Source organism: Streptomyces sp. NPDC048650 (assembly GCF_043199095.1).
Lineage (GTDB): Bacteria > Actinomycetota > Actinomycetes > Streptomycetales > Streptomycetaceae > Streptomyces.
The window spans coordinates 856,100-875,680 of the sequence record NZ_JBICVM010000001.1 but is presented as its reverse complement, the minus strand read 5'-3'; the positions used below and the strand labels follow the sequence as shown (position 1 = coordinate 875,680).

The following is a 19,581-nucleotide window of genomic DNA, read 5'->3' as shown; positions in this document are numbered from 1 at the left end:
CCGCCGGTAACTCCGTGAGTGAGGTAGCCACCGCAATGACGAGCGCGCCAACCGCCATGACCGTGACGGACACCGAAGTCCTGCGGGACGCCCTCGGGCTCCTCAAGGACCGGGAACAGGTCGCCGAGCGACTGCTCGACTCCTCCGCCAAGCACTCCTTCGACCCTGACACCGAACTCGACTGGGACGCTCCCCTCGACGACGGCAAGTGGTTCTGGCCGCCGGAGCTCGTCTCGCTCTACGACACCCCGCTGTGGCGGAAGATGTCCCTGGAGCAGCAGCAGGACCTCTCCCGGCACGAGGCCGCCTCGCTCGCCTCGTTGGGTATCTGGTTCGAGATCATCCTGATGCAGCTGCTCGTCCGGCACATCTACGACAAGCCGGTGACCAGCGCGCATGTCCGCTACGCGCTCACCGAGATCGCCGACGAGTGCCGGCACTCGAAGATGTTCGCGCGCATGATCCAACGCGGCGGCGCACCCACGTACCCGGTCTCCCGGCTCAACCACAACCTCGCCCGGGTCCTCAAGACGGTCTCCACCACCCCCGGTTCGTTCGCCTGCACCCTGCTCGGCGAAGAGATCCTGGACTGGATGCAGCGGCTGACGTTCCCCGACGAGCGGGTGCAGACCATCGTGCGCGGGGTGACCCGGATCCACGTCGTCGAGGAGGCCCGGCACGTGCGCTACGCGCGCGAGGAGCTGCGTCGCCAGATGGTCACCGCGCCGCGCTGGGAGCGGGAGTTGACCCGGATCAGCTCCGGCGAGGCGGCCCGGGTCTTCTCCGTCGCCTTCGTCAACCCCGACGTCTACACCAACGTCGGCCTCGACCGGCGCGCGGCGGTCGCCCAGGTCAAGGCCAGCGGCCACCGCCGCGAGGTGATGCAGTCCGGCGCCCGACGACTGACCGACTTCCTCGACGAGATAGGCGTCATGCGCGGCCTGGGACGCCGACTGTGGCGCAGCTCGGGACTGCTGGCGTAACGGGACCGTGTGACGTCCGCACGGCACGAGCACCTGTACGACCCGGCATCCATGGCGGTTACGCTGCTGGTCATGAACGGCAGCGGCACCGCCCCAGCAGTACCCCGACCCGCCTACCGCAGGCTGAGTGTCGAGCAGCGCCGCAGTCAACTGCTCGCCGCCGCACTGGGCCTGTTCGCGCAGCGCGCCCCCGAGGACGTCTCACTCGACGACGTCGCGACCGCCGCCGAGGTCTCGCGGCCGCTCGTCTACCGCTACTTCCCGGGCGGCAAGCAGCAGTTGTACGAGGCGGCGCTGCGCAGCGCCGCCGACGTACTGGAGCGGTGCTTCGCCGAACCGGAGACCGGCCCGCTCACCCAGCGACTGTCCCACGCCCTGGACCGCTACCTGGCGTTCGTCGACGAGCACGACGCGGGGTTCAGCGCCCTGCTCCAGGGCGGCAGCGTGGTGGAGACCTCCCGCACCACCGCGATCGTGGACGAGGTGCGCCGCGCCGCCGCGGACCAGATCCTGCGGCACCTGGGCGAGCCGGCGCCGGGCCTGCGGCTGCGGATGACGGTCCGGATGTGGATCACCGCCGTCGAGGCCGCCTCGCTGATCTGGCTCGACGAGGACAAACAGCCCGGCCTCGACGAGCTGCGCGACTGGCTCGTCGACCACTTCGTCGCGCTGCTGACCGCGACCGCGGCCCGGGACGAGCAGACCGCCCGGGTCACCCGGACGGCCTTGGCGCTGGAGACCGCCGAGGGCCCGGTCGGCGACCTCGCCCGCCGCATCCTGCCGGTCGTCGGCGAGGCCGCCCACCTGCTCTGACCCGTCGCCCCCCGCCGGTGGTGTGACACTGAGGGGGTGAGAAGCGAGAACACCCCCTTCGTCGGCGGGCCGCTGGACGGCCGGGTCCTGCCGGTGCTGGTCGGCGCGACCGGCCAGCCGCCGAAGAGCTACGAGATCCCGGTGCCGAACGACGACGGACGGCCGCCCACGGTCCATGTCTACCGGCGGGTCCCGGGCCGGGTGGGACGCCTCGGACTGCCGCGCGGATGGCGGTACACCTACGACCCCGAGGGGGCGGCGCGGGGCGGCGGCATGCTGCGCCGGCTGTTCCGACGGTCCCGCTCCGGCGGCTGATCGGGTGGACCGGGCGACGCCACCGACGCCCATTCGTCCGAAATGTATGACTGTCGTGACAACATCCGAATCGCCCGAACACTTCGGGCGCTCGGCGTTCACGACGGAGGTGGACCGGTGTCCCGACGGATTCTGCCCTGGGTCTGCACCCTGGGGCTCATCGGGGTGGTGGCCCTGACGCTGCCGTCGTCGGTCCTCGCCGACCCGAGCCCGGTGCCCGCGGGGTCGATGCCCGGTGGGTCGATGTCCACGGGCTGGGAGGACACCAAGCCGTCCGACGGCAGACCGTCGGGCACCCGGTCCTCCGACCCCCGGCCGCCGGGCACCGGCCCCCGGGGCGTCCGCCCGCCGGACGACCGGCCGACCCCCGGGTCCACGGACACCGGGACGTCGGACACCTGGATCCCGGACACCGGCGAAGGCGAGCTGGGCCGGGTCACCGAGGGCATGGACGGGGACGACCCGGACGGCCCGGACGGCATGCCGGACACCACTGCCACCACCGGCGGCACCGACGAGCCGTCCGACACCGGCCCGGCGGGCTCCTCGTCCGCCCCCTCGGCCGCCCCCTCTGCGGCCGGCGAGCAGAGCCCGGTCGCCCTCCTCCAGCAGTTGCAGAGCCTCTACCGGCAGTCCGAGGAGACCACCAGGGCCTACCGCGCGACGGAGGACGACCTCCGGGCCGTGCAGCGGCAGTCGGACAGCCTGGGCTCGCAGCTGGCGCAGGCCCGCGCGCAGCTGGCCGGCGGGCGGGCCGACGCGGGACGGCTGGCGCGACTCCAGTACCAGGGGTCGAGGTCGCCGGCCTCGTCGTATCTGCGGGTGCTGCTGGCCAGGAACCCCCAGCAGGCCATGGACACCCGGCACTTGATCAGGGAGGCGGCCCGGGACCAGCGCGCCGCCGTGACCCGGCTCACCGCCGGCGAGAAGAGGGCCGACACGCTGGCCACCAGGGCCCATGACGCGCTGAACAGACAGCAGGCGCTCACCGACCGGGCGCGCGCGCTGCGGGAGACGTCGGCGCACAAGCTCAAGGAGGTCGAGGCGCTGCTCGCCTCGCTCTCCCCGCAGCAGCTCACGGAACTGGGGCGGCTGGAGGCTCAGGCAACCGACGGCGCGCGGCGTGACCTGCCGGCGGAGGCCTGAACGCAAAGAACCCGGCCGGCGGACCATAAGGAGGAGTCCGCCGGCCGGGAGGGTGGTGGGCGCCGGTCGTCAGCCCGCCAGCGACGCCAGGTAGGCGTTCGCCTTGTCCGGGTCGTAGAAGAAGTTCTCGAAGTCGGACGGGTCGTCGAAGCCGTTGGCGAAGCGGTCCGCGACGGGCTGGAGCGCTCCTGCCGCCCCGATGACGTTCAGCACGTGCTCCGGCGGCGGGGCCAGCATCGCGTTGGTCCACTTGGTGACGTGCCGGGCGGTGTTCCAGTAGCGGTCGAAGGTGGCCTGCATCCAGTCGGCGTCGAACGGTCGGTCACCGCGCTCGACGATGGACGAGAGGTAGGACGCCGCGCACTTGGCGGCCGAGTTGGAGCCCTGGCCGGTGATCGGGTCGTTGGCGACGACCACGTCCGCGACGCCGAGGACCAGCCCGCCCGAGGGCAGCCTGCCGATCGGGTTGCGCACCGTCGGCGCGTAGCGGCCGGCCAGCGTGCCGTTGGCGTCGGTCAGCTCGACCTTCGTGCAGCGCGCGTACTCCCAGGGCAGGAACCTCTCCATCAGCTCCAGCGTCGTGGCCAGGTGCTCGCCCGGGTCCTTGACGGACTGGAAGACGTCCAGCGGGCCGCCGGGGATGCCCTCCCAGAAGAGGATGTCGGCGCGACCTGAGGTGGTGTAGGTCGGCATGACGAAGAGCTCGCCGACGCCGGGCACGAGGTTGCAGCGGACCGCGTCGAAATCGGGGTGCTCGGGGCGCGGGCCCATGCCGTGGACGTAGGCGACGGCCAGCGCGCGCTGCGGGGCGTCGTAGGGCGAACGGGAGGCGTCCCGGCCGAACATGGACACCAGCTCGCCCTTGCCGGCCGAGACCAGCGTCAGGTCGTAGCGGCTCGCGAAGAAGTCCAGGTCGGAGACGGCGGCGCCGTGGATGACGAACTGGCCGCCGCGCTGCGCGAAGGTCTCCAGCCAGCCGGCCATCTTCACCCGCTGGTCGACGGACTGGGCGTAGCCGTCGAGCCTGCCGACCCAGTCGATGGCGCGCTGCGAGCCCTCGGGCGCCTCGTGGCTCCCGGGTGCGGCGACGGAGACGCCGAGGCCCTCGATGCGCGGGGCCTGGTTCTCCCAGAAGTTGATCTGCAGGTCGCGTTCGTGCTGGAGCGCGGTGTCGAACATGCACTGCGTGGACATGACCCGGCCGGAGCGGATCTCGTCGGCGGTGCGGTTGGACATGAGGGTGACCTCGTAGCCCTGGGACTGGAGCCCGAGGGCGAGTTGGAGACCGGACTGGCCGGCTCCCACGATGAGTATCTTCCGCATGGCGGTGCTCTTCTCTGCTACTGCTGTCGAGGGGAGGTGTGGCGGTGGGCGCGGCGGCCTACTCGGGACTGGTCTCCAGCGCGTGGCCGACCAGCGCCAGCAGGGACTGGACCACGGTGGTCCGCTCGCGCGCGTCCATGATCACGACGGGCACGTGCTCCGGCACGGTCAGCGCCTCGCGGACGTCGTCCACGGCGTAGGAGTCGGTGCCCTCGAAGTGGTTGACGGCCACGACGTACGGCAGACCGCAGCTCTCGAAGTAGTCCAGCGCCGGGAAGCAGTCCTCCAGCCGCCGGGTGTCGGCCATCACGATCGCGCCGATCGCGCCGCGCACCAGGTCGTCCCACATGAACCAGAAGCGCTGCTGTCCGGGCGTGCCGAACAGGTAGAGCACCAGGTCCCGGTCGAGGGTGATCCGCCCGAAGTCCATCGCGACCGTGGTCGTGGTCTTCTCCGGGGTGGACGTCAGGTCGTCGGTGTCCTCGCTGGCCTGCGTCATCACCGCCTCGGTCTGCAGCGGGGTGATCTCCGAGACCGAGCCGACGAAGGTGGTCTTGCCGACGCCGAAGCCGCCCGCCACCACGATCTTGGTGGCGATCGGCGCGGTCGTACGGTCGGTCTGCCAGCTCTGCAGCCCCGCGTCGCCGGGTGCGGCCACCGGATCCGCCGGTCCGGGGGAACCGGCGGCCGTCGACCCGGCCGATATCGTGTCAGAGCCTGTGAAGTCCACCCAGCACCCTTTCGAGCAGCGCGCGGTCGGGCCGGCCGGAGCCGTGCCCGGTGCCGTAGACGCGAATCTTTCCCTGGTCGGCGAGGTCGCTGAGCAGGACGCGGACCACGCCCAGCGGCATCTTGAGCAGCGCGGAGATCTCCGCGACGGAACGCATCCGGCGGCACAGCTCCACGATGGCCCGCATCTCCGGCATCACGCGTTCGACCCAGCGACCGGGTGTCGAGGCCAGCTCGCGCCGCTCCTCGGGTGCCTCCAGCGCGGCCACGAACGTCTCGACGAGCAGCACATGGCCGAACCGGGTCCGGCCGCCGGTGAGCGAGTACGGCCGCACCCGCGCGGGTTTCCTGTCCGCACCGCGCACGGGAAGTTTGGGAGTGCCACTCATGCCGAATCCTCGCTTCGCCCGGCTTCGCATGCGCTCGGCGCACACCTCTCAACGGCTCGCTCGCTACGTTCACTCACTGGGCGCTCTCCATCGACTGACGCAGTTCGGTGCGGAGTTCGGGGGTCAGGACATGGCCGGCCCGGCCGACGAAGAGTGCCATGTGGTAGGCGATGACGCTCATGTCGCAGTCGGGGGCGGCATGCACGCCGAGCAGCGAGCCGTCGCTGATCGACATGACGAACAGACTGCCCTCGTCCATCGCGACCATCGTCTGCTTGACGCCGCCGCCGTCCATCAGCTTGGCCGCACCGTTGGTGAGGCTGCCGATCCCGGACACGATGGTGGCCAGGTCCGCACTGGACCCCTTGGGGCCGTCCGTGTCCGGCCCGGACGCGTCCGCCGCCCCGGGGTCGGAGGACAGCAGCAGCAGTCCGTCGGAGGAGACGACCGCGACCGAGCGGATGCCCGGCACCTCGTCGACCAGGTTGGTCAGCAGCCAGTGCAGGTTTCTGGCCTGGCTGCTCAGTCCGCGTCCGCAACCGGTGGGCGCTTGCGCGTTCAATCGCGTGCCTCCTCGACAACATTGCTCTCGCCCGGGGCCCCCGCTCCATCGGTATCCGTCTGTGGGATGTGCGTTTCCGCGGTGCGTTCCGCGATCTCGGCCTCGACGTCCCGTCGGCCCTCCAGCGCACCTTGCTGGAAGCCGCCGAGCCGGCGCCGCAGCGCGTCGGCCGTCGAGGCGCCGCTCTTGCGCGGTGTCGCGGGCGCCTGCTGCTGCGCCACGACCTTGGGCGTGCGCTTGGGCAGTCCGGTGGCGGTCCGCCGCTTCCCGAGGGGCGGGGCGGCGGAGGCGGGTGCGTCGGACTCGTCGGCGGCCCGACCGGCGGCGCCCTCGGCCGCCGACTCGGCGGTCCCGGTACCGGTCTCATCGGGGCCGGTGTGCTCGTCCGGGCCGACGGCGTACGGATCGTCGGCGCCGTCCGCCGGCCGGGCCGGACCGGGTGCGGCGGCCGGTGCCTCCGCGGGCCGGGTGTGCTCGGTGGCCGCGGCCTCGCCGCGGCCGACCGCCTCGACGGCCCGCTCGGCGGCGGCCACCAGCGGGTCGGCCGTCTCGTCGGCCGGCGCCGCGTCGGCCGACGCGTCCCCGGCCGCGGCCGGCGGCGTCGCGGGCACACTGCGGGCGGCCCGTGCCGGCAGGGCGTTGGAGTTGGCCTCGGCGACCGAGCCGGGCAGGCTCGGGGCGTGCGCCGCGTCCTGCGGCACGCTCGGCGCCGCGGGTCCGTTCGGCGCCGGCCGGGTGGGCAGGATCGACTTGGGCAGGACGACGACGGCGGCGACGCCGCCCTGCTTCTGGTCGCGCAGCTGGACCCGTACGCCGTGCCGGGCGGCCAGCCGCACCACCACGTACAGGCCGAGCCCCAGCGCCTCGTCGATGGTCTCGGAGGACGAGGCGGCATCGACGTCGGAGAGCCGTTCGTTGAGCTCCGCCATCCGGTCCGCGGTCATCCCTATGCCCTCGTCCTGGACGGAGAGCATGACCTCACCGCTCTCCAGCAGCCAGCCGGACAGCTCGACATGGGCGTTGGGGGGCGAGAACGCCGTGGCGTTCTCCAGGAGTTCGGCGACCAGGTGGCTGAGGTCGTCCGCGGCGAACCCGGCGACCTGGGAGTGCGGCGGCAGCGACTGGACGAGCACCCGCTCGTAGCGCTCGATCTCGCTGATGGCGGCGCGCAGCACGTCCAACAGCGGCACCGGGCCCGGGTGGCTGTTGCCGTGCTGTTCGGCGCCGGCCAGGACCAGGAGGTTCTCGCTGTTGCGGCGCATCCGCGCGGCGAAGTGGTCCAGCTTGAAGAGGGTCTGCAGCCGGTCCGGGTCCTGTTCGCCCTCCTCCATCGACTCGATGACCCCCAGCTGGCGTTCGACCAGGCCCAGGGTGCGCAGCGAGAGGCTGACGAACCGGCCGTGCACGCCGGAGCGCAGGGCGGCCAACCGCTCGTTGAGGTCGGCGATCTCCGTGTGGAGTTCCGCGGCCTGCTCCTGGAACACCTCGCGCTCGGCGACCAGCCGCTGCCGGCCGCTGATCAGCCGCTTGCGCTCACCCGTCCACTCCTCGTTCTTCCTCGCCAGTTCGCCGACCCGGGCGTGCAGCGTGTTGACGGAACGTACGGCGGCGGCGAACTCGTCGTTGCGTCCCGTGTAGCCGATGGGATCCTCGTGGGCCGGGTCCTCGGCGACCCGCTTGGCGCCGATCCGCAGCGCGGCCAGCGGCTGGGTCATGGTGCGGGCGGCCCAGACGCCGGCGCCGACGGCCAGCAGCAGGCAGAGCCCCTCCAGACCGATACGGATCTCCAGCGCCGTCACGTCGTCGTCGCGCAGCGCGCCGAGCCGCTGGATGTCGGCCGTGGCCGTCGCGGACTCGACGCCGCGCATCAGCCCGACCCGGGTGGTGAGCGTGGACTGCACCCGCGCGCGGTTGAGCCGCAGGTCGGCGGCGTCCAGGCGGGGCTGGTCGGTGAGCCGGGTCAGATACCGCTCGGCGGTGGTGACGTCGCCGCCGGTGACGGTGCGGTCGTAGCGCTCGCGGGCGCCGTCGCCGGCCAGCTGCGCGAAGTCGCCCAGGGCGCTCTGTTCGCGCAGATGCGCCACCTGCGCGGCGGCGGTCAGCCGGGGCTGCGCCCCGCCCGCGCCCAGCGCGGCCAGCAGCAGGCCGCGGGTGCCGGCGGCCTGGTCGACGGCGCGGCCGAGGGTGGGCAGCGCGCGGGTGCCGGCGTCCGCGGCGTCCGCGCGGGCGGGCAGCCCGCGGGCGATGTCGTCGCTGATCGCGCCGAGCGCCTGGACGGCCTCGGTGTACGTGGCGTAGGTCTCCTCGGGGGTGCCGGGGCCGGTCAGCGCCTGACGGCGGGTCTGCTGGAGCCCGCCCAGGAGCTTGTCGGCGGCGGCGAACGCCTCGGTGTCCGCGGCGGTGTCGCCGGCCTCCTGGCGCAGCTCCTTGATCTGCCGGTCCACCCGGCTGCGCTGGGCGGCCGTCTCCGGGGCGGGGGCGCCGGCCCGGACGTTCGGCCGGGCGCCGGTGCGGTTGACCGTGCCGGTGCCGCGGCCGGCGGCCACGTACGCGGTCATCGCGTCGCGCTCGTCGGCGAGGGAGTGCGCGAGCCCGATGGCGCGCGCGTTCAAGTCGGCCAGGTCGACCAGCCGCTGGGAGCTCTGGGCGTCGTCGGCCGCCGTGGCGACGGCGGGGGCGCCGGCTCCGAGGACGGCCGCGGCCACCACCGCGACGGCCCCGACGAGCCGATTGCGTACCCGTGCGGGACGCCGTCCCGTACGGACCGTGTCGTCCGCCGTGCCCGCGCCGGGTCCCGTGCCCGGGCCCGCAGCCGAACCGGCCGGTGACCCCGGCTTCCCTGCGCCGCCTCGAAGCCGCTTCATCCGCACCGCTGCTCGCATTCCTGTCTCGCCTGCGCACACCGTGTGGCGGCGCCGACCCGGCTCGCTCTCCGCCCGTGGAGGGGACCTGCGCGAAAACCGCAGCAGCGCACTCTTCCGCGAAGGGAAAACAGCCCGGCTCTGCGCGGCGCGACGATCGTCCCGGTCTTGCCCCATTGATCCGGGCAACGACCATTCCACCGGCTCCGCGCAGTGGCTCGGCAACACCTGCCCGGCCACCTGAAGGAGTGAACATCAATCGTTGTTTGGCCATCAACTTCCGTCCACCGGCCGGGACGGGCGCGGCGGGGGCCGGCCCCGGGACGGGTTTGGAGATGCGACCCGGCCCTGGAAAGATGCCCGCCCGCACCCGGCCCGGCCCGCGGCCCGCGCCTCCCCCCGCGGCGTTGAGCTGCCGCTTTGCCGCCCACCCGGGCACCGGCCCGGCCCGCGCGCCCCGCTCCGCCCCTCCGGCAGACTTTCGGCATGCGCATCGAACTCGCCACCGAGCCCGGCGATCCCCAACGCCCAAACGAGGACCACGCGTCGGTCGCCCTGCCCGCCGCCGGCCAGGGCGGGGCGCTGGTCCTGCTGGACGGCGTGACGCCCCCGGAGGAGGACTACGGCTGCGTCCACCCGGTGGCGTGGTTCACCGCGCGACTCGGGGGCGCAATGCTCGAACTGTCTGTTTCACACCGGGATATGACGCTCGCTGAGGCCCTCGCCGCGGCCATCTCCCGGACGGCCGACGCCCACCGAGGCACCTGTGACCTTTCTCACGCGCGCACTCCACAGGCAACTGTCGTCGCCGCACGGTGGTCAGGGGCGACCGTCGAGCATCTGGTGCTGTCCGATTCCGTACTGCTCCTGGAGCACCCGGACGGATCGGTACATCCGGTACTGGACGCCCGGCTGGACGAACTGCCCCCGGTCGTCCGCGCCCAGCGGGACGCCGTACGGTCGCTGCCCCGCGGGTCGGTCGAACGCGCCGCCGCCGGCCGGGAGTACGGCCGGGCGGTGGAGGCGCTGCGCAACGCCGAGGGCGGCTTCTTCACCGCGGCCGCCGATCCGGCCGTGGCCGCCCGGGCGGTGACGGGGAGTACGCCGCGCCCCGAGGTCCGTTCGCTGACGGCGCTGAGCGACGGGGCGGGCCGCTGGGTCGAGGTGTTCCGCGAGGGATCCTGGGCGCAGTGCGCGGCGCTGGTGTCCGGGCAGGGGCCGCAGGCGCTGATCGACCGGGTCCGGGCGGCGGAGGCGGCGGATCCGCAGGGCGCGGCGTATCCGAGGGGCAAGGCACGGGACGATGCCTCGGTGATCTTTGTGGCGCCGTGACAAGCCGGCCCCGGGGGGCGGGGCCGGCCCGGGGCGTCACCCCTCGTCCCCCTCCTGTTCCGCGTTGAGGCGGTTCAGGAGTCGGGCCAGTTCGGCGACCTCGGGGCGCTCCCAGGAGGCGAGCCGGCGGGCGTAGCGGGCGCGGCGGGCGGTGCGGACGCGGGTGAAGCGCTCCCGGCCCTCGTCGGTGATCCGCACCAGGACCGCCCGTCCGTCGGCGGGGTCCGGTTCGCGGGCGACGAGGCCGAGCTTCTCCAGGGCGTGCAGCTGGCGGCTCATGGTGGCCTTGCCGACCCCGAAGTAGGCGGCGAGTTCGGTGGCACGCTGCGCACCCGCGTCGGCCAGCCGGACGAGCAGCCCGTAGGCGGCCGGCTCCAGGTCGGGGTGGACCTCGCGCGCCAGCTCACCGGACGAGGCGCGGGCGCGGCGGAGGAACACCGCCAACTCCCTCTCCAGGGAGAGGAAGACGTGGTCCACACCAGTTTGTTCGCCGTCCGCCGGCATTCCGTCGGCTCCGGTGTTGTGCACGTCAGCGCCCTTTCCCGCTTTCCCCGTCCTGAAAGTTTCCTTCACCGACGGCCGAAGCCGCAGCTGGGCCAGTATTTCGCAGGATTAGACCAACGGCAGCCCCGTCACCCTCTATTGTCCCATCGGTCTACGCGCGTATCGTTTTTCATGGCATGGCCACACCAAGTTGTTATCCGTGCCCTGCCGTCGGGTATCTCTCGCACAACCCCCCACCGACCCCTCAGGTCCCCGGACCTTCCCCCTCAGGTCACTCACCGAGATCCTCGAGATCTACGGAGGCACGTATGCCCGTGCTCAGATCCAGCACCCCCCACCGCTCCCCCACCTCCCGGCCCGCCCGGTCCCTGGCCACCGCGGCCGGGGTCCTCGTCGCGGTCCTCTCGCTCCTGACGGGCACGGTCGGCACCGCGGGTGCCGCGGCCCCCCGGTATGCGCCGGAACCCGTCCATCCGGCCCAGGACTGGGCCGGCTCCCAGATCGCCAAACACGAGGGGACGGCGCCCGGTACGGCTCCGTCACCACCCGCGCTGGCCGCGTCCGTCGAGGGTGTCGACGTCAGCAGCCACAACGGCAACGTCGCCTGGTCGACGCTCTGGTCCAGCGGGGTCCGCTTCGCCTACACCAAGGCGACGGAGTCCACCAGTTACACCAACCCGTACTTCGCGCAGCAGTACAACGGCGCCTACAGCGCCGGCATGATCCGCGGCGCCTACCACTTCGCCACCCCCGACACCTCCAGCGGCGCCGCCCAGGCCAACTACTTCGTCGACCACGGCGGCGGCTGGTCCAAGGACGGCAAGACGCTGCCCGGGGCGCTCGACATGGAGTACAACCCCTACGGCGCGACCTGCTACGGCCTGAGCGCGGCCGGGCTGGTCAACTGGATGAAGGACTGGTTCGCGACCTACAAGGCGCGCACCGGCCGGGACGCCGTCATCTACACCTCCACCAGTTGGTGGCAGCAGTGCACCGGCAACTCCACGGCCTTCGGTGCCGTCCACCCGCTGTGGGTCCCCCGCTACGGCTCGTCGGTCGGCGAACTCCCGGCCGGCTGGGGCTTCCACACCATCTGGCAGTACACCTCCAGCGGCCCGACGGTCGGCGACCACAACCGCTTCAACGGCGCAATGGACCGGCTCCAGGCCCTGGCCAACGGCTGAGCGGGCCAAGGCCGGCCCGTCCCCGGTGGGAGGGACGGGCCGGCCTCCGCCGGGCGGCGGGCGCCGCCCTCAGGCCACGACGGGGGCCTTGGGCTCCGCGCCGCTGGACGCCGGGACCAGCGCCAGTGCCAACACCTGCCGCACGTCCGAGACCGGGTGCACCTCCAGATCCTTGAGGACCTCGGCCGGGACGTCGTCCAGATCCGGCTCGTTGCGCTGGGGGATGACCACCGTGGTGATCCCCGCCCGGTGCGCGGCGAGCAGCTTCTGCTTGACGCCGCCGATCGGCAGCACCCGCCCGGTCAGCGACACCTCACCCGTCATCGCCACGTCCGGCCGGACCTGGCGGCCCGACAGGAGCGAGGCCAGGGCGGTCGTCATCGTCACCCCCGCGCTCGGCCCGTCCTTGGGGACGGCACCGGCCGGTACGTGCAGATGCACTCCGCGCTCCTTGAGGTCGGCGACCGGCAGCTCCAGCTCCGCACCGTGCGAACGGAGGAACGAGAGCGCGATGTGCGCCGACTCCTTCATGACGTCGCCGAGCTGGCCGGTCAGCTGGAGTCCGGAGCCACCGGTCTCCGGGTCGGCCAGTGACGCCTCCACATAGAGCACGTCGCCGCCCGCGCCGGTGACCGCGAGGCCGGTGACCACGCCGGGCACCGCTGTGCGCCGCTCGGCCGGGTCCTGGGCGGACTCCGGGGTGTGGTGCGGCCGCCCGATCAGCGGGCGCAGCTGGTCCGCACCCACCGTGAACGGCAGCTCCCGCTCGCCCAGTTCGTGCTGGGCGGCGACCTTGCGCAGCAGCCGGGCGACCGACCGCTCCAGGTTCCGTACGCCGGCCTCGCGGGTGTACTCGCCCGCCAGCCTGCGCAGCGCGTCGTCCGCCAGCGTCACCTCGCCGGGCTCCAGACCGGCTCGCTCCAGCTGGCGCGGCAGCAGGTGGTCCCGGGCGATGACGACCTTCTCGTCCTCGGTGTAGCCGTCCAGCCGGACCAGCTCCATCCGGTCGAGCAGCGGCTCGGGAATGGCTTCCAGGACGTTGGCGGTGGCCAGGAAGACCACGTCGCTGAGGTCCAGTTCGACCTCCAGGTAGTGGTCGCGGAAGGTGTGGTTCTGCGCCGGGTCCAGGACCTCCAGGAGGGCGGCCGCCGGGTCGCCCCGGAAGTCGGAGCCCACCTTGTCGATCTCGTCGAGCAGCACCACCGGGTTCATCGACCCGGCCTCCTTGACGGCCCGGACGATCCGGCCGGGCAGCGCGCCGACGTAGGTGCGCCGGTGGCCGCGGATCTCCGCCTCGTCCCGGACACCGCCGAGCGCGACCCGGACGAACTTGCGGCCCATGGCCCGCGCGACGGACTCACCGAGCGAGGTCTTGCCGACACCGGGCGGCCCGACCAGCGCCAGCACCGCGCCGCCGCGCCGTCCGCCGACCAGCCCCAGCCCGCGCTCCGCCCGGCGCTTGCGCACCGCCAGATACTCGGTGATCCGCTCCTTGACGTCCTGGAGTCCGGCGTGGTCCGCGTCCAGGACCTCCTTGGCCCCGGCGATGTCGTAGGCGTCCTCGGTCCGTTCGTTCCACGGCAGTTCCAGGACGGTGTCCAGCCAGGTGCGGATCCAGGAACCCTCGGGGCTCTGGTCGCTGGAGCGCTCCAGCTTGTCGACCTCCTTGAGGGCGGCCTTGCGGACGTCCTCGGGCAGGTCGGCGGCCTCCACCCGGGCGCGGTAGTCGTCGCCCTCGTCCTCCGGGTCGCCGTTCAGTTCGGCGAGCTCCTTGCGCACCGCCTCCATCTGGCGGCGCAGCAGGAACTCCCGCTGCTGCTTGTCGACGCCCTCCTGGACGTCCTTGGCGATGGACTCGGCGACATCCTGCTCGGCGAGATGCTCGCGCAGGATGTCGGTGGCGGCCTTCAGCCGGGCGACCGGGTCGACGGTCTCCAGCAGCCGCACCTTCTGTTCAACCGTCAGGAACGGCAGATAGCCGGAGTTGTCGGCGAGCGCGGAGACCTCGTCGATGCCCTGGACGCGGTCCACCACCTGCCAGGCGCCGCGCTTGCGCAGCCAGCTGGTGGCCAGCGCCTTGTATTCGGTGACGAACTCGCCGACCGAGCCGGGCAGCGGGGAGGGCACGTCCTCGGTGACGGTGGTCCCCTCCACCCACAGCGCGGCGCCGGGTCCGGTTGTGCCGGAGCCGATCCGCACCCGGCCGAGCCCGCGGATCAGCGCGCCGGGGTCGCCGTCGGACAGCCGCCCGACCTGCTCGATCCGGCCGAGCGTGCCGATTCCCGGGTAGTTCCCGTCGACCCGGGGCACAAGCAGCACCTGCGGCTTGTTACCCGAGGAGGCGGCGGCCTGTGCCGCCTCCACCGCGGCGCGGACCTCCGCGTCGGACAGGTCCAGGGGCACCACCATGCCGGGCAGTACGACCTCGTCATCGAGGGGCAGCACGGGCAGAGTGAGCGGTGTGGACGTCGTTGCCATGATCTCCCCTTCGGCAAACAAGTTGAGCTTTACCCACTCAATGCAGCGGGGGCAGGAGATGTTCCCCGGCGCCTGTTCGCCCTCAGCGATCGGGCCGCCCCCGACCGTGCGGACCCCGTCGCTACGTCCTCGACGTGCTCGACCTCCTTGACGTGCTCAGGCGGCCGGCCAGTGAGCGGGACGGCCGAGCGCGTCCGGCAGCAGCGTGGTGGCGTCGCCCCTGGCGGCGTCGAGTTGAGCCCGGGTCAGGAAGATGCTGTCGGTCAGGTCCGCGCCGCGCAGGTCGGCGTCCCGCAGATCGGCGCCGATCAGGTCGGCGGACCGCAGGTCGGCGCCCCGCAGGTCCGCGGCGATCAGGCAGGCTCCGCGCAGGCTGGCGCCCCGCAGATCCGCCCCCTTCAGCCGGGCCCCGAAGAGATCGGCACCGCGCCGGTCCTTCTTGCGGCCGGGGATCTCGGCCCGTACGAGCTCGCTGGCCCGCAGCAGCAGCGCGTTGACCTCGGCGCGGTGCGCGGGCACGTCCAGCGCGGTCAGTTCCGCGGCGCTGCCCCGGGTGAGCCGCTCGGTGTCGGCCAGCGCGCGCCGCAGGTCGGCGTGGGCCGGGCGGGCGTCCGGCAGGGCCAGCGCCTCGGCGAGGTACCACAGCAGCTCGTGCAGCTGCCGCATGACGGGGAAGACCTCGAACATCTGCCGGGCGGTGCCCGGTGCCCGGCGCCAGTCCTCGCCGCCGAAGGTGACCTGGGAGACCTTCTGTCCGGCGCCGAAGCAGTCGAAGACCGTGCAGCCGGAGAAGCCGCGCTCGCGCAGGTCGGTGTGGATGCCGCAGCGGAAGTCGGTCCGCAGGTTCGGACAGGGCCGGCCGGCGTCCTTGTCGATGGCGAAGTCCGCCGAGGCCGCGAACGGCAGCGCGACGCAGCACAGCCCGAAGCAGCTGCCGCAGTCGGACAACAGGTCGAGCTCGGTGGCTCCGGGGGCGGGGCGAGGGCTGTCGTGGGTCACGGCGGTCGGCTCCTGGGGCGGCGTGGGGCGGGGCCGCCATTCTCCCAGGCGGCCGGGGGCGGGTGACCGGATCGGGTGCCCGCCGCTGCCGCTGCGCGTGCGCCGCACCGGCGTTGTCAGTGGCCGGTCCCGGCACGGGGGCCGGGGAGCGTCCGGTCCTCGCGCGAGAGCGGCGAGCCGCTGGGCCGCCGGAGGGCCGGCAGGCTCACGCCGACCGCAGCCGGGTGCGCGCCGCCCGCCACCGGCGCAGCAGGGGCCAGCTCGCCGCACCGAGGGCGAGCGAGAGGAGATGGCCCCAGTCGGTCATCGGGTCGGCGTAGGCGAGCAGGCCGGTGACCGCCAGATAGCCGGCGCCGGCCAGCAGCAGCCGGCGCGGCCACGGCGGGAGCAGCCCGGCGACGGCCCCGACGCAGGTCATCACGCCGAAGCTGATGCCGTAGTCGAGGCGCTGGAGGGAGCTGTCGGGCAGCGCTCCGGCGGCGACCGAGAAGCCGACGGGCAGTTCGGTCGCGAGGGTGGCCAGCGCATGGCCGCCGAAGAAGACCGCGGCGGCGCGCAGGCCGCCGATCCGCCGCTCCAGAGCGGTGAGGACGAAGAGGAGGGCGACGGCGTAGCCGGAGGTCAGCCCGCCCGCGACCCACAGCGCGGAGGCGACGAGCACCAGGAGCGGGGCCTGGGCCAGGTGGATGACGTCGGTGCTGGAGCCGCGGAGCAGTTCGCCGACCAGGGTGGGATCGGCGTGTGCGGCGAACAGTGAGGTGGCGAGGAGGAGGCCGGCGTAGCCGAAGGTGAAGGGGGTGCCGGTGGGGGTGGGCAACAGCCGCCACGGACGGGGCGGCGCGGACGGCAGGGGCGCCCCGGGCAGGTCGGGCCGGGCGGCGGGGGCCGCCGGGACGCCGCGCTGGCGTGGAATGCCCGGGAGGGCGGCGGACCGCCCGGTCTCTGCCGACGCGCGGTCGGCGGTGTCCGCCCAGCTCACTGTCCGAGGCCCCTTCCGTCGGTGGTGCACGCGGTCTCGCGGCCGCGGTTCCTCCGCCTTGCACTACGTCCGCGACCACCCTGCACGCTCAACCCATGAGCGAGCTGTGGACGTGAGATGCATCACGTGAAGCAACCTCTGTGCGATGTGCCACGTCACGCCGCAACGCCTCGTCCAGGGGTTGGACCCGCGCCCTCGCCGTTGGCCAGGATGACGGCATGGCTCCCGTTCCCCCGCTCCCCCAGAAGCCCGGCCTCCAGGAGGCACCGCGCACCCTCGACCGCCGCGAGGGCCCGTACGGCGAAGTGGTGTTGCGGCAGCGGGGCGGCACCCCCGGCCCCGCCGAACCACCGCGGGCGCCCGCGCCGGTCTACGAGATCATCGCCAACGGCTGCTTCCTGATGGACACCTCCGACGGCCGCTCGGAGCAACTGCTGATGGACGTGGCCCTGGCGGCGCTCCCGGCCGACCGGGAGCGGCCCGCCGTCCTGATCGGCGGCCTGGGCGTCGGCTTCTCCCTGGCGCGGGCTGCGGCCGAGCCGCGCTGGGGGCGGATCGCCGTCGTCGAGCGCGAGGAGGCGGTGATCGACTGGCACCGCACGGGCCCGCTGTCGGCCCTCTCGGCCGACGCGCTGGCCGATCCCCGTACCGAGATCCTGCACACCGGCCTGCTCGCCTGCCTGCATGCGGCCGGGCCCCCCTTCGACGCACTCTGCCTCGACATCGACAACGGCCCCGACTGGACCGTCACCGACGACAACGCCGGCCTCTACTCCCCCGCCGGACTCGCCGCCTGCCGGGACCGGCTGACACCGGGCGGGGTGCTCGCCGTCTGGTCCGCGCAGCCTTCGCCCGCCTTCGAACAGGCGCTGCGGAATGCCGGATTCGAGGGGGTGCGTACGGAAGAGATTCCCGTTGTCCGGGGTGTCCCGGACGTGGTGCATCTTGCGCGCAAGGGCGCGTAGCCGACAGTCACGGCATGGCTTTACGCTGCTCCCCAGCAGGACGCGACCACGCAGGGGCAATGCAGGGGCGGGCGATGGACCAGACTCAGACAACCCAGGGCGGCACCACCGCGGCCACGCCGGGCGCCCAGCGCCGGGTGCTGGTCGTGGAGGACGACCCGACGATCGTCGACGCCATCGCGGCCCGGCTGCGCGCCGAGGGGTTCCAGGTGCAGACGGCCACCGACGGCCCGGCCGCGGTGGACACCGCCGAGGCGTGGCAGCCCGATCTGCTGGTGCTGGATGTGATGCTCCCGGGCTTCGACGGCCTGGAGGTGTGCCGCCGGGTCCAGGCCCAGCGCCCGGTGCCGGTGATGATGCTCACCGCCCGCGACGACGAGACGGACATGCTGGTCGGCCTCGGCGTGGGCGCCGACGACTACATGACCAAGCCCTTCTCGATGCGTGAACTGGCCGCCCGGGTCCACGTCCTGCTGCGCCGCGTCGAGCGGGCCGCGCTGGCCGCGCACACGCCGCGCAGCGGGATCCTGCGGCTGGGTGAGCTGGAGATCGACCACGCACAGCGACGGGTGCGGGTGCGCGGCGCGGACGTCCATCTGACGCCGACCGAGTTCGACCTGCTGGTCTGCCTGGCGAACAGCCCCCGCGCGGTGCTCTCGCGCGAGCAGCTGCTGGCCGAGGTGTGGGACTGGGCGGACGCCTCCGGCACCCGCACGGTCGACAGCCACATCAAGGCACTGCGCCGCAAGATCGGCGCCGAGCGGATCCGCACGGTCCACGGCGTCGGCTACGCCCTGGAGACTCCGGCCGCATGACGCGGCGCCGGCAGTGGCAGTGGCAGGCGCCGACCCGGGGGCTGTGGGAGCGGATCTGGGAGGGGTTGCGGCCGCTGGATCCGTACCGCTCCGTCAAGGCGGCGCTCGGCGCCCTGGTCATCGTCTCGGTGATCATCACGACGCTCCTGGTGTTCGTGGCCATAGCGTCGGCGACCGAGCTGCGGGTGATCACGGTCTTCTCGATCATCGCCTCGCTGCTGGTCACCCAGTTCGTGGCGAACAGCCTGACGGCGCCGCTCGACGAGATGACGGACGTCACGCGGTCGATGGCGCACGGTGACTACTCGCGCCGGGTGCGCTCCGAGCGCCGGGACGAGTTCGGGGACCTGGCGGAGGCGTTCAACCGCATGGCGGCCGACCTGGAGGCGGTGGACACCCACCGCAAGGAGCTGGTCGCCAATGTGTCGCACGAGCTGCGGACGCCCATCGCGGCGCTGCGGGCGGTGCTGGAGAACGTCGTCGACGGCGTCTGCGAGCCGGACCCGGAGACGATGCGGACGGCGCTGAAGCAGACCGAACGGCTGGGGCGGCTGGTCGAGCACCTCCTGGACCTGTCGCGGCTGGACAACGGCGTGGTGCCGCTGCACGCCCGGCGCTTCGAGGTGTGGCCGTATCTGTCCGGGGTGCTCAAGGAGGCCAACATGAGCCGGGGCGCCTCGACGCTGTCCGGGCTCGCGGGCTCCGGCACCCACACCCGCACGGACGTCCATCTCCACCTCGACGTCTCACCGCCGGAGCTGACCGCGCACGCGGACGCCGAACGGCTGCACCAGGTCGTCGCCAATCTCATCGACAACGCGATCAAGCACAGCCCGCGACACGGCCGGGTCACGGTGCACGCGCGGCGCGGCGAGGGTCCCGAGAGCCTGCAGCTGGAGGTGCAGGACGAGGGCCCCGGGATCCCCGCGTCCGAGCGCTACCGGGTCTTCGAACGGTTCAACCGTGGCGGCCCGGCGCCGTCCGGTCCGGGCAGCGACGGCGGCACGGGACTGGGCCTGGCCATCGCGCGCTGGGCGGTGGATCTGCACGGCGGACGCATCGGAGTGGCCGAATCCCCTCGTGGCTGCCGGATCCGCGTCACCCTTCCGGGGCTGGAGTCGGCTCGGAGCTGACGGCTTCCGGCGGCCGCTGACGTAGGGTCGGTGGCGGACGCACTCGTTCCGGGGTGCCGCCGCGATGTTGT

Annotated in this window: 18 protein-coding genes; 9 read left to right on the top strand and 9 right to left on the bottom strand. The window is 73.1% G+C overall.

Going from position 1 to position 19,581, the window contains the following annotated elements:
- The first annotated feature begins 35 nt into the window (after nt 1-35).
- The 4 genes from ACGFML_RS04050 (at nt 36) to ACGFML_RS04035 (ending at nt 3,257) form a co-directional block, all read left to right on the top strand.
- Nucleotides 36-983 (top strand): diiron oxygenase, encoded by a 948-nt coding sequence (locus ACGFML_RS04050; RefSeq protein WP_393539701.1) that lies wholly within the window; start codon nt 36-38, stop codon nt 981-983.
- A 72-nt stretch (nt 984-1,055) separates the two neighbouring features.
- Nucleotides 1,056-1,796 carry a TetR/AcrR family transcriptional regulator gene (locus ACGFML_RS04045; RefSeq protein WP_393539700.1) on the top strand — a complete coding sequence of 247 codons (741 nt, stop codon included), beginning with the start codon at nt 1,056-1,058 and terminating at the stop codon, nt 1,794-1,796.
- A 36-nt stretch (nt 1,797-1,832) separates the two neighbouring features.
- A complete protein-coding gene (locus tag ACGFML_RS04040; protein ID WP_393539697.1) occupies nt 1,833-2,111 on the top strand; it encodes a hypothetical protein in 279 nt (92 codons plus the stop codon).
- 117 nt (nt 2,112-2,228) lie between these two features.
- Nucleotides 2,229-3,257 (top strand): coiled-coil domain-containing protein, encoded by a 1,029-nt coding sequence (locus tag ACGFML_RS04035; RefSeq protein ID WP_393539695.1) that lies wholly within the window; start codon nt 2,229-2,231, stop codon nt 3,255-3,257.
- Nucleotides 3,258-3,326: 69 nt separating this feature from the next.
- Here the strand turns inward: ACGFML_RS04035 and ACGFML_RS04030 are convergent, their stop codons facing one another.
- The 5 genes from ACGFML_RS04030 to ACGFML_RS04010 form a co-directional block, all read right to left on the bottom strand.
- Nucleotides 3,327-4,580, bottom strand: a complete 1,254-nt coding sequence (locus tag ACGFML_RS04030; protein ID WP_393539693.1) for a styrene monooxygenase/indole monooxygenase family protein — start codon at nt 4,578-4,580, stop codon at nt 3,327-3,329.
- 58 nt (nt 4,581-4,638) lie between these two features.
- The gene (locus ACGFML_RS04025) at nt 4,639-5,310 is read right to left on the bottom strand and encodes an ATP/GTP-binding protein (protein ID WP_393539691.1); all 672 of its coding nucleotides are present in this window, start codon (nt 5,308-5,310) and stop codon (nt 4,639-4,641) included.
- Nucleotides 5,291-5,698, bottom strand: coding sequence for a DUF742 domain-containing protein (locus tag ACGFML_RS04020; protein ID WP_393539689.1), 408 nt, complete (start codon nt 5,696-5,698; stop codon nt 5,291-5,293). The genes ACGFML_RS04025 and ACGFML_RS04020 overlap by 20 nt, the downstream gene beginning before the upstream one ends.
- Before the next feature lie 73 nt (nt 5,699-5,771).
- Entirely contained in the window at nt 5,772-6,260 is a 489-nt protein-coding gene (locus tag ACGFML_RS04015; protein ID WP_393539686.1) for a roadblock/LC7 domain-containing protein, read from the bottom strand.
- The gene (locus ACGFML_RS04010; protein ID WP_393539684.1) at nt 6,257-9,124 is read right to left on the bottom strand and encodes a nitrate- and nitrite sensing domain-containing protein; all 2,868 of its coding nucleotides are present in this window, start codon (nt 9,122-9,124) and stop codon (nt 6,257-6,259) included. Before ACGFML_RS04010 ends, ACGFML_RS04015 begins: the two co-directional genes overlap by 4 nt.
- Before the next feature lie 483 nt (nt 9,125-9,607).
- On the opposite strand from ACGFML_RS04010, the gene ACGFML_RS04005 reads away from it, so the two are divergent.
- Nucleotides 9,608-10,453 carry a hypothetical protein gene (locus ACGFML_RS04005; protein ID WP_393539681.1) on the top strand — a complete coding sequence of 282 codons (846 nt, stop codon included), beginning with the start codon at nt 9,608-9,610 and terminating at the stop codon, nt 10,451-10,453.
- Between the two features lie 36 nt (nt 10,454-10,489).
- Here ACGFML_RS04005 and ACGFML_RS04000 read toward each other — a convergent pair whose 3' ends face one another.
- Nucleotides 10,490-10,957, bottom strand: a complete 468-nt coding sequence (locus tag ACGFML_RS04000) for a MarR family winged helix-turn-helix transcriptional regulator (protein WP_393540402.1) — start codon at nt 10,955-10,957, stop codon at nt 10,490-10,492.
- Between the two features lie 308 nt (nt 10,958-11,265).
- Between ACGFML_RS04000 and ACGFML_RS03995 the strand changes: the two genes are divergently transcribed.
- A complete protein-coding gene (locus ACGFML_RS03995; RefSeq protein WP_393539678.1) occupies nt 11,266-12,141 on the top strand; it encodes a lysozyme in 876 nt (291 codons plus the stop codon).
- A 69-nt stretch (nt 12,142-12,210) separates the two neighbouring features.
- On the opposite strand, the gene lon is transcribed toward ACGFML_RS03995, so the two are convergent.
- The 3 genes from lon to ACGFML_RS03980 form a co-directional block, all read right to left on the bottom strand.
- On the bottom strand, nt 12,211-14,619 hold the full coding sequence (gene lon / locus ACGFML_RS03990) for an endopeptidase La (RefSeq protein ID WP_393539676.1): 2,409 nt from the start codon (nt 14,617-14,619) through the stop codon (nt 12,211-12,213).
- 156 nt (nt 14,620-14,775) lie between these two features.
- A complete protein-coding gene (locus tag ACGFML_RS03985; protein WP_393539673.1) occupies nt 14,776-15,618 on the bottom strand; it encodes a pentapeptide repeat-containing protein in 843 nt (280 codons plus the stop codon).
- A gap of 205 nt (nt 15,619-15,823) precedes the next feature.
- Nucleotides 15,824-16,597: a rhomboid-like protein gene (locus ACGFML_RS03980; RefSeq protein WP_393539670.1), complete on the bottom strand. Its 774-nt coding sequence runs from the start codon at nt 16,595-16,597 to the stop codon at nt 15,824-15,826.
- Between the two features lie 218 nt (nt 16,598-16,815).
- Between ACGFML_RS03980 and ACGFML_RS03975 the strand changes: the two genes are divergently transcribed.
- The 3 genes from ACGFML_RS03975 (at nt 16,816) to ACGFML_RS03965 (ending at nt 19,510) form a co-directional block, all read left to right on the top strand.
- Complete coding sequence (locus ACGFML_RS03975; RefSeq protein ID WP_393539667.1) at nt 16,816-17,562, top strand: spermidine synthase; 747 nt, start codon at nt 16,816-16,818, stop codon at nt 17,560-17,562.
- Nucleotides 17,563-17,636: 74 nt separating this feature from the next.
- Nucleotides 17,637-18,377, top strand: coding sequence for a response regulator transcription factor (locus ACGFML_RS03970; RefSeq protein ID WP_393539665.1), 741 nt, complete (start codon nt 17,637-17,639; stop codon nt 18,375-18,377).
- Nucleotides 18,374-19,510 carry a sensor histidine kinase gene (locus ACGFML_RS03965; RefSeq protein WP_393539662.1) on the top strand — a complete coding sequence of 379 codons (1,137 nt, stop codon included), beginning with the start codon at nt 18,374-18,376 and terminating at the stop codon, nt 19,508-19,510. The genes ACGFML_RS03970 and ACGFML_RS03965 overlap by 4 nt, the downstream gene beginning before the upstream one ends.
- The last annotated feature ends 71 nt before the right edge of the window (nt 19,511-19,581 follow it).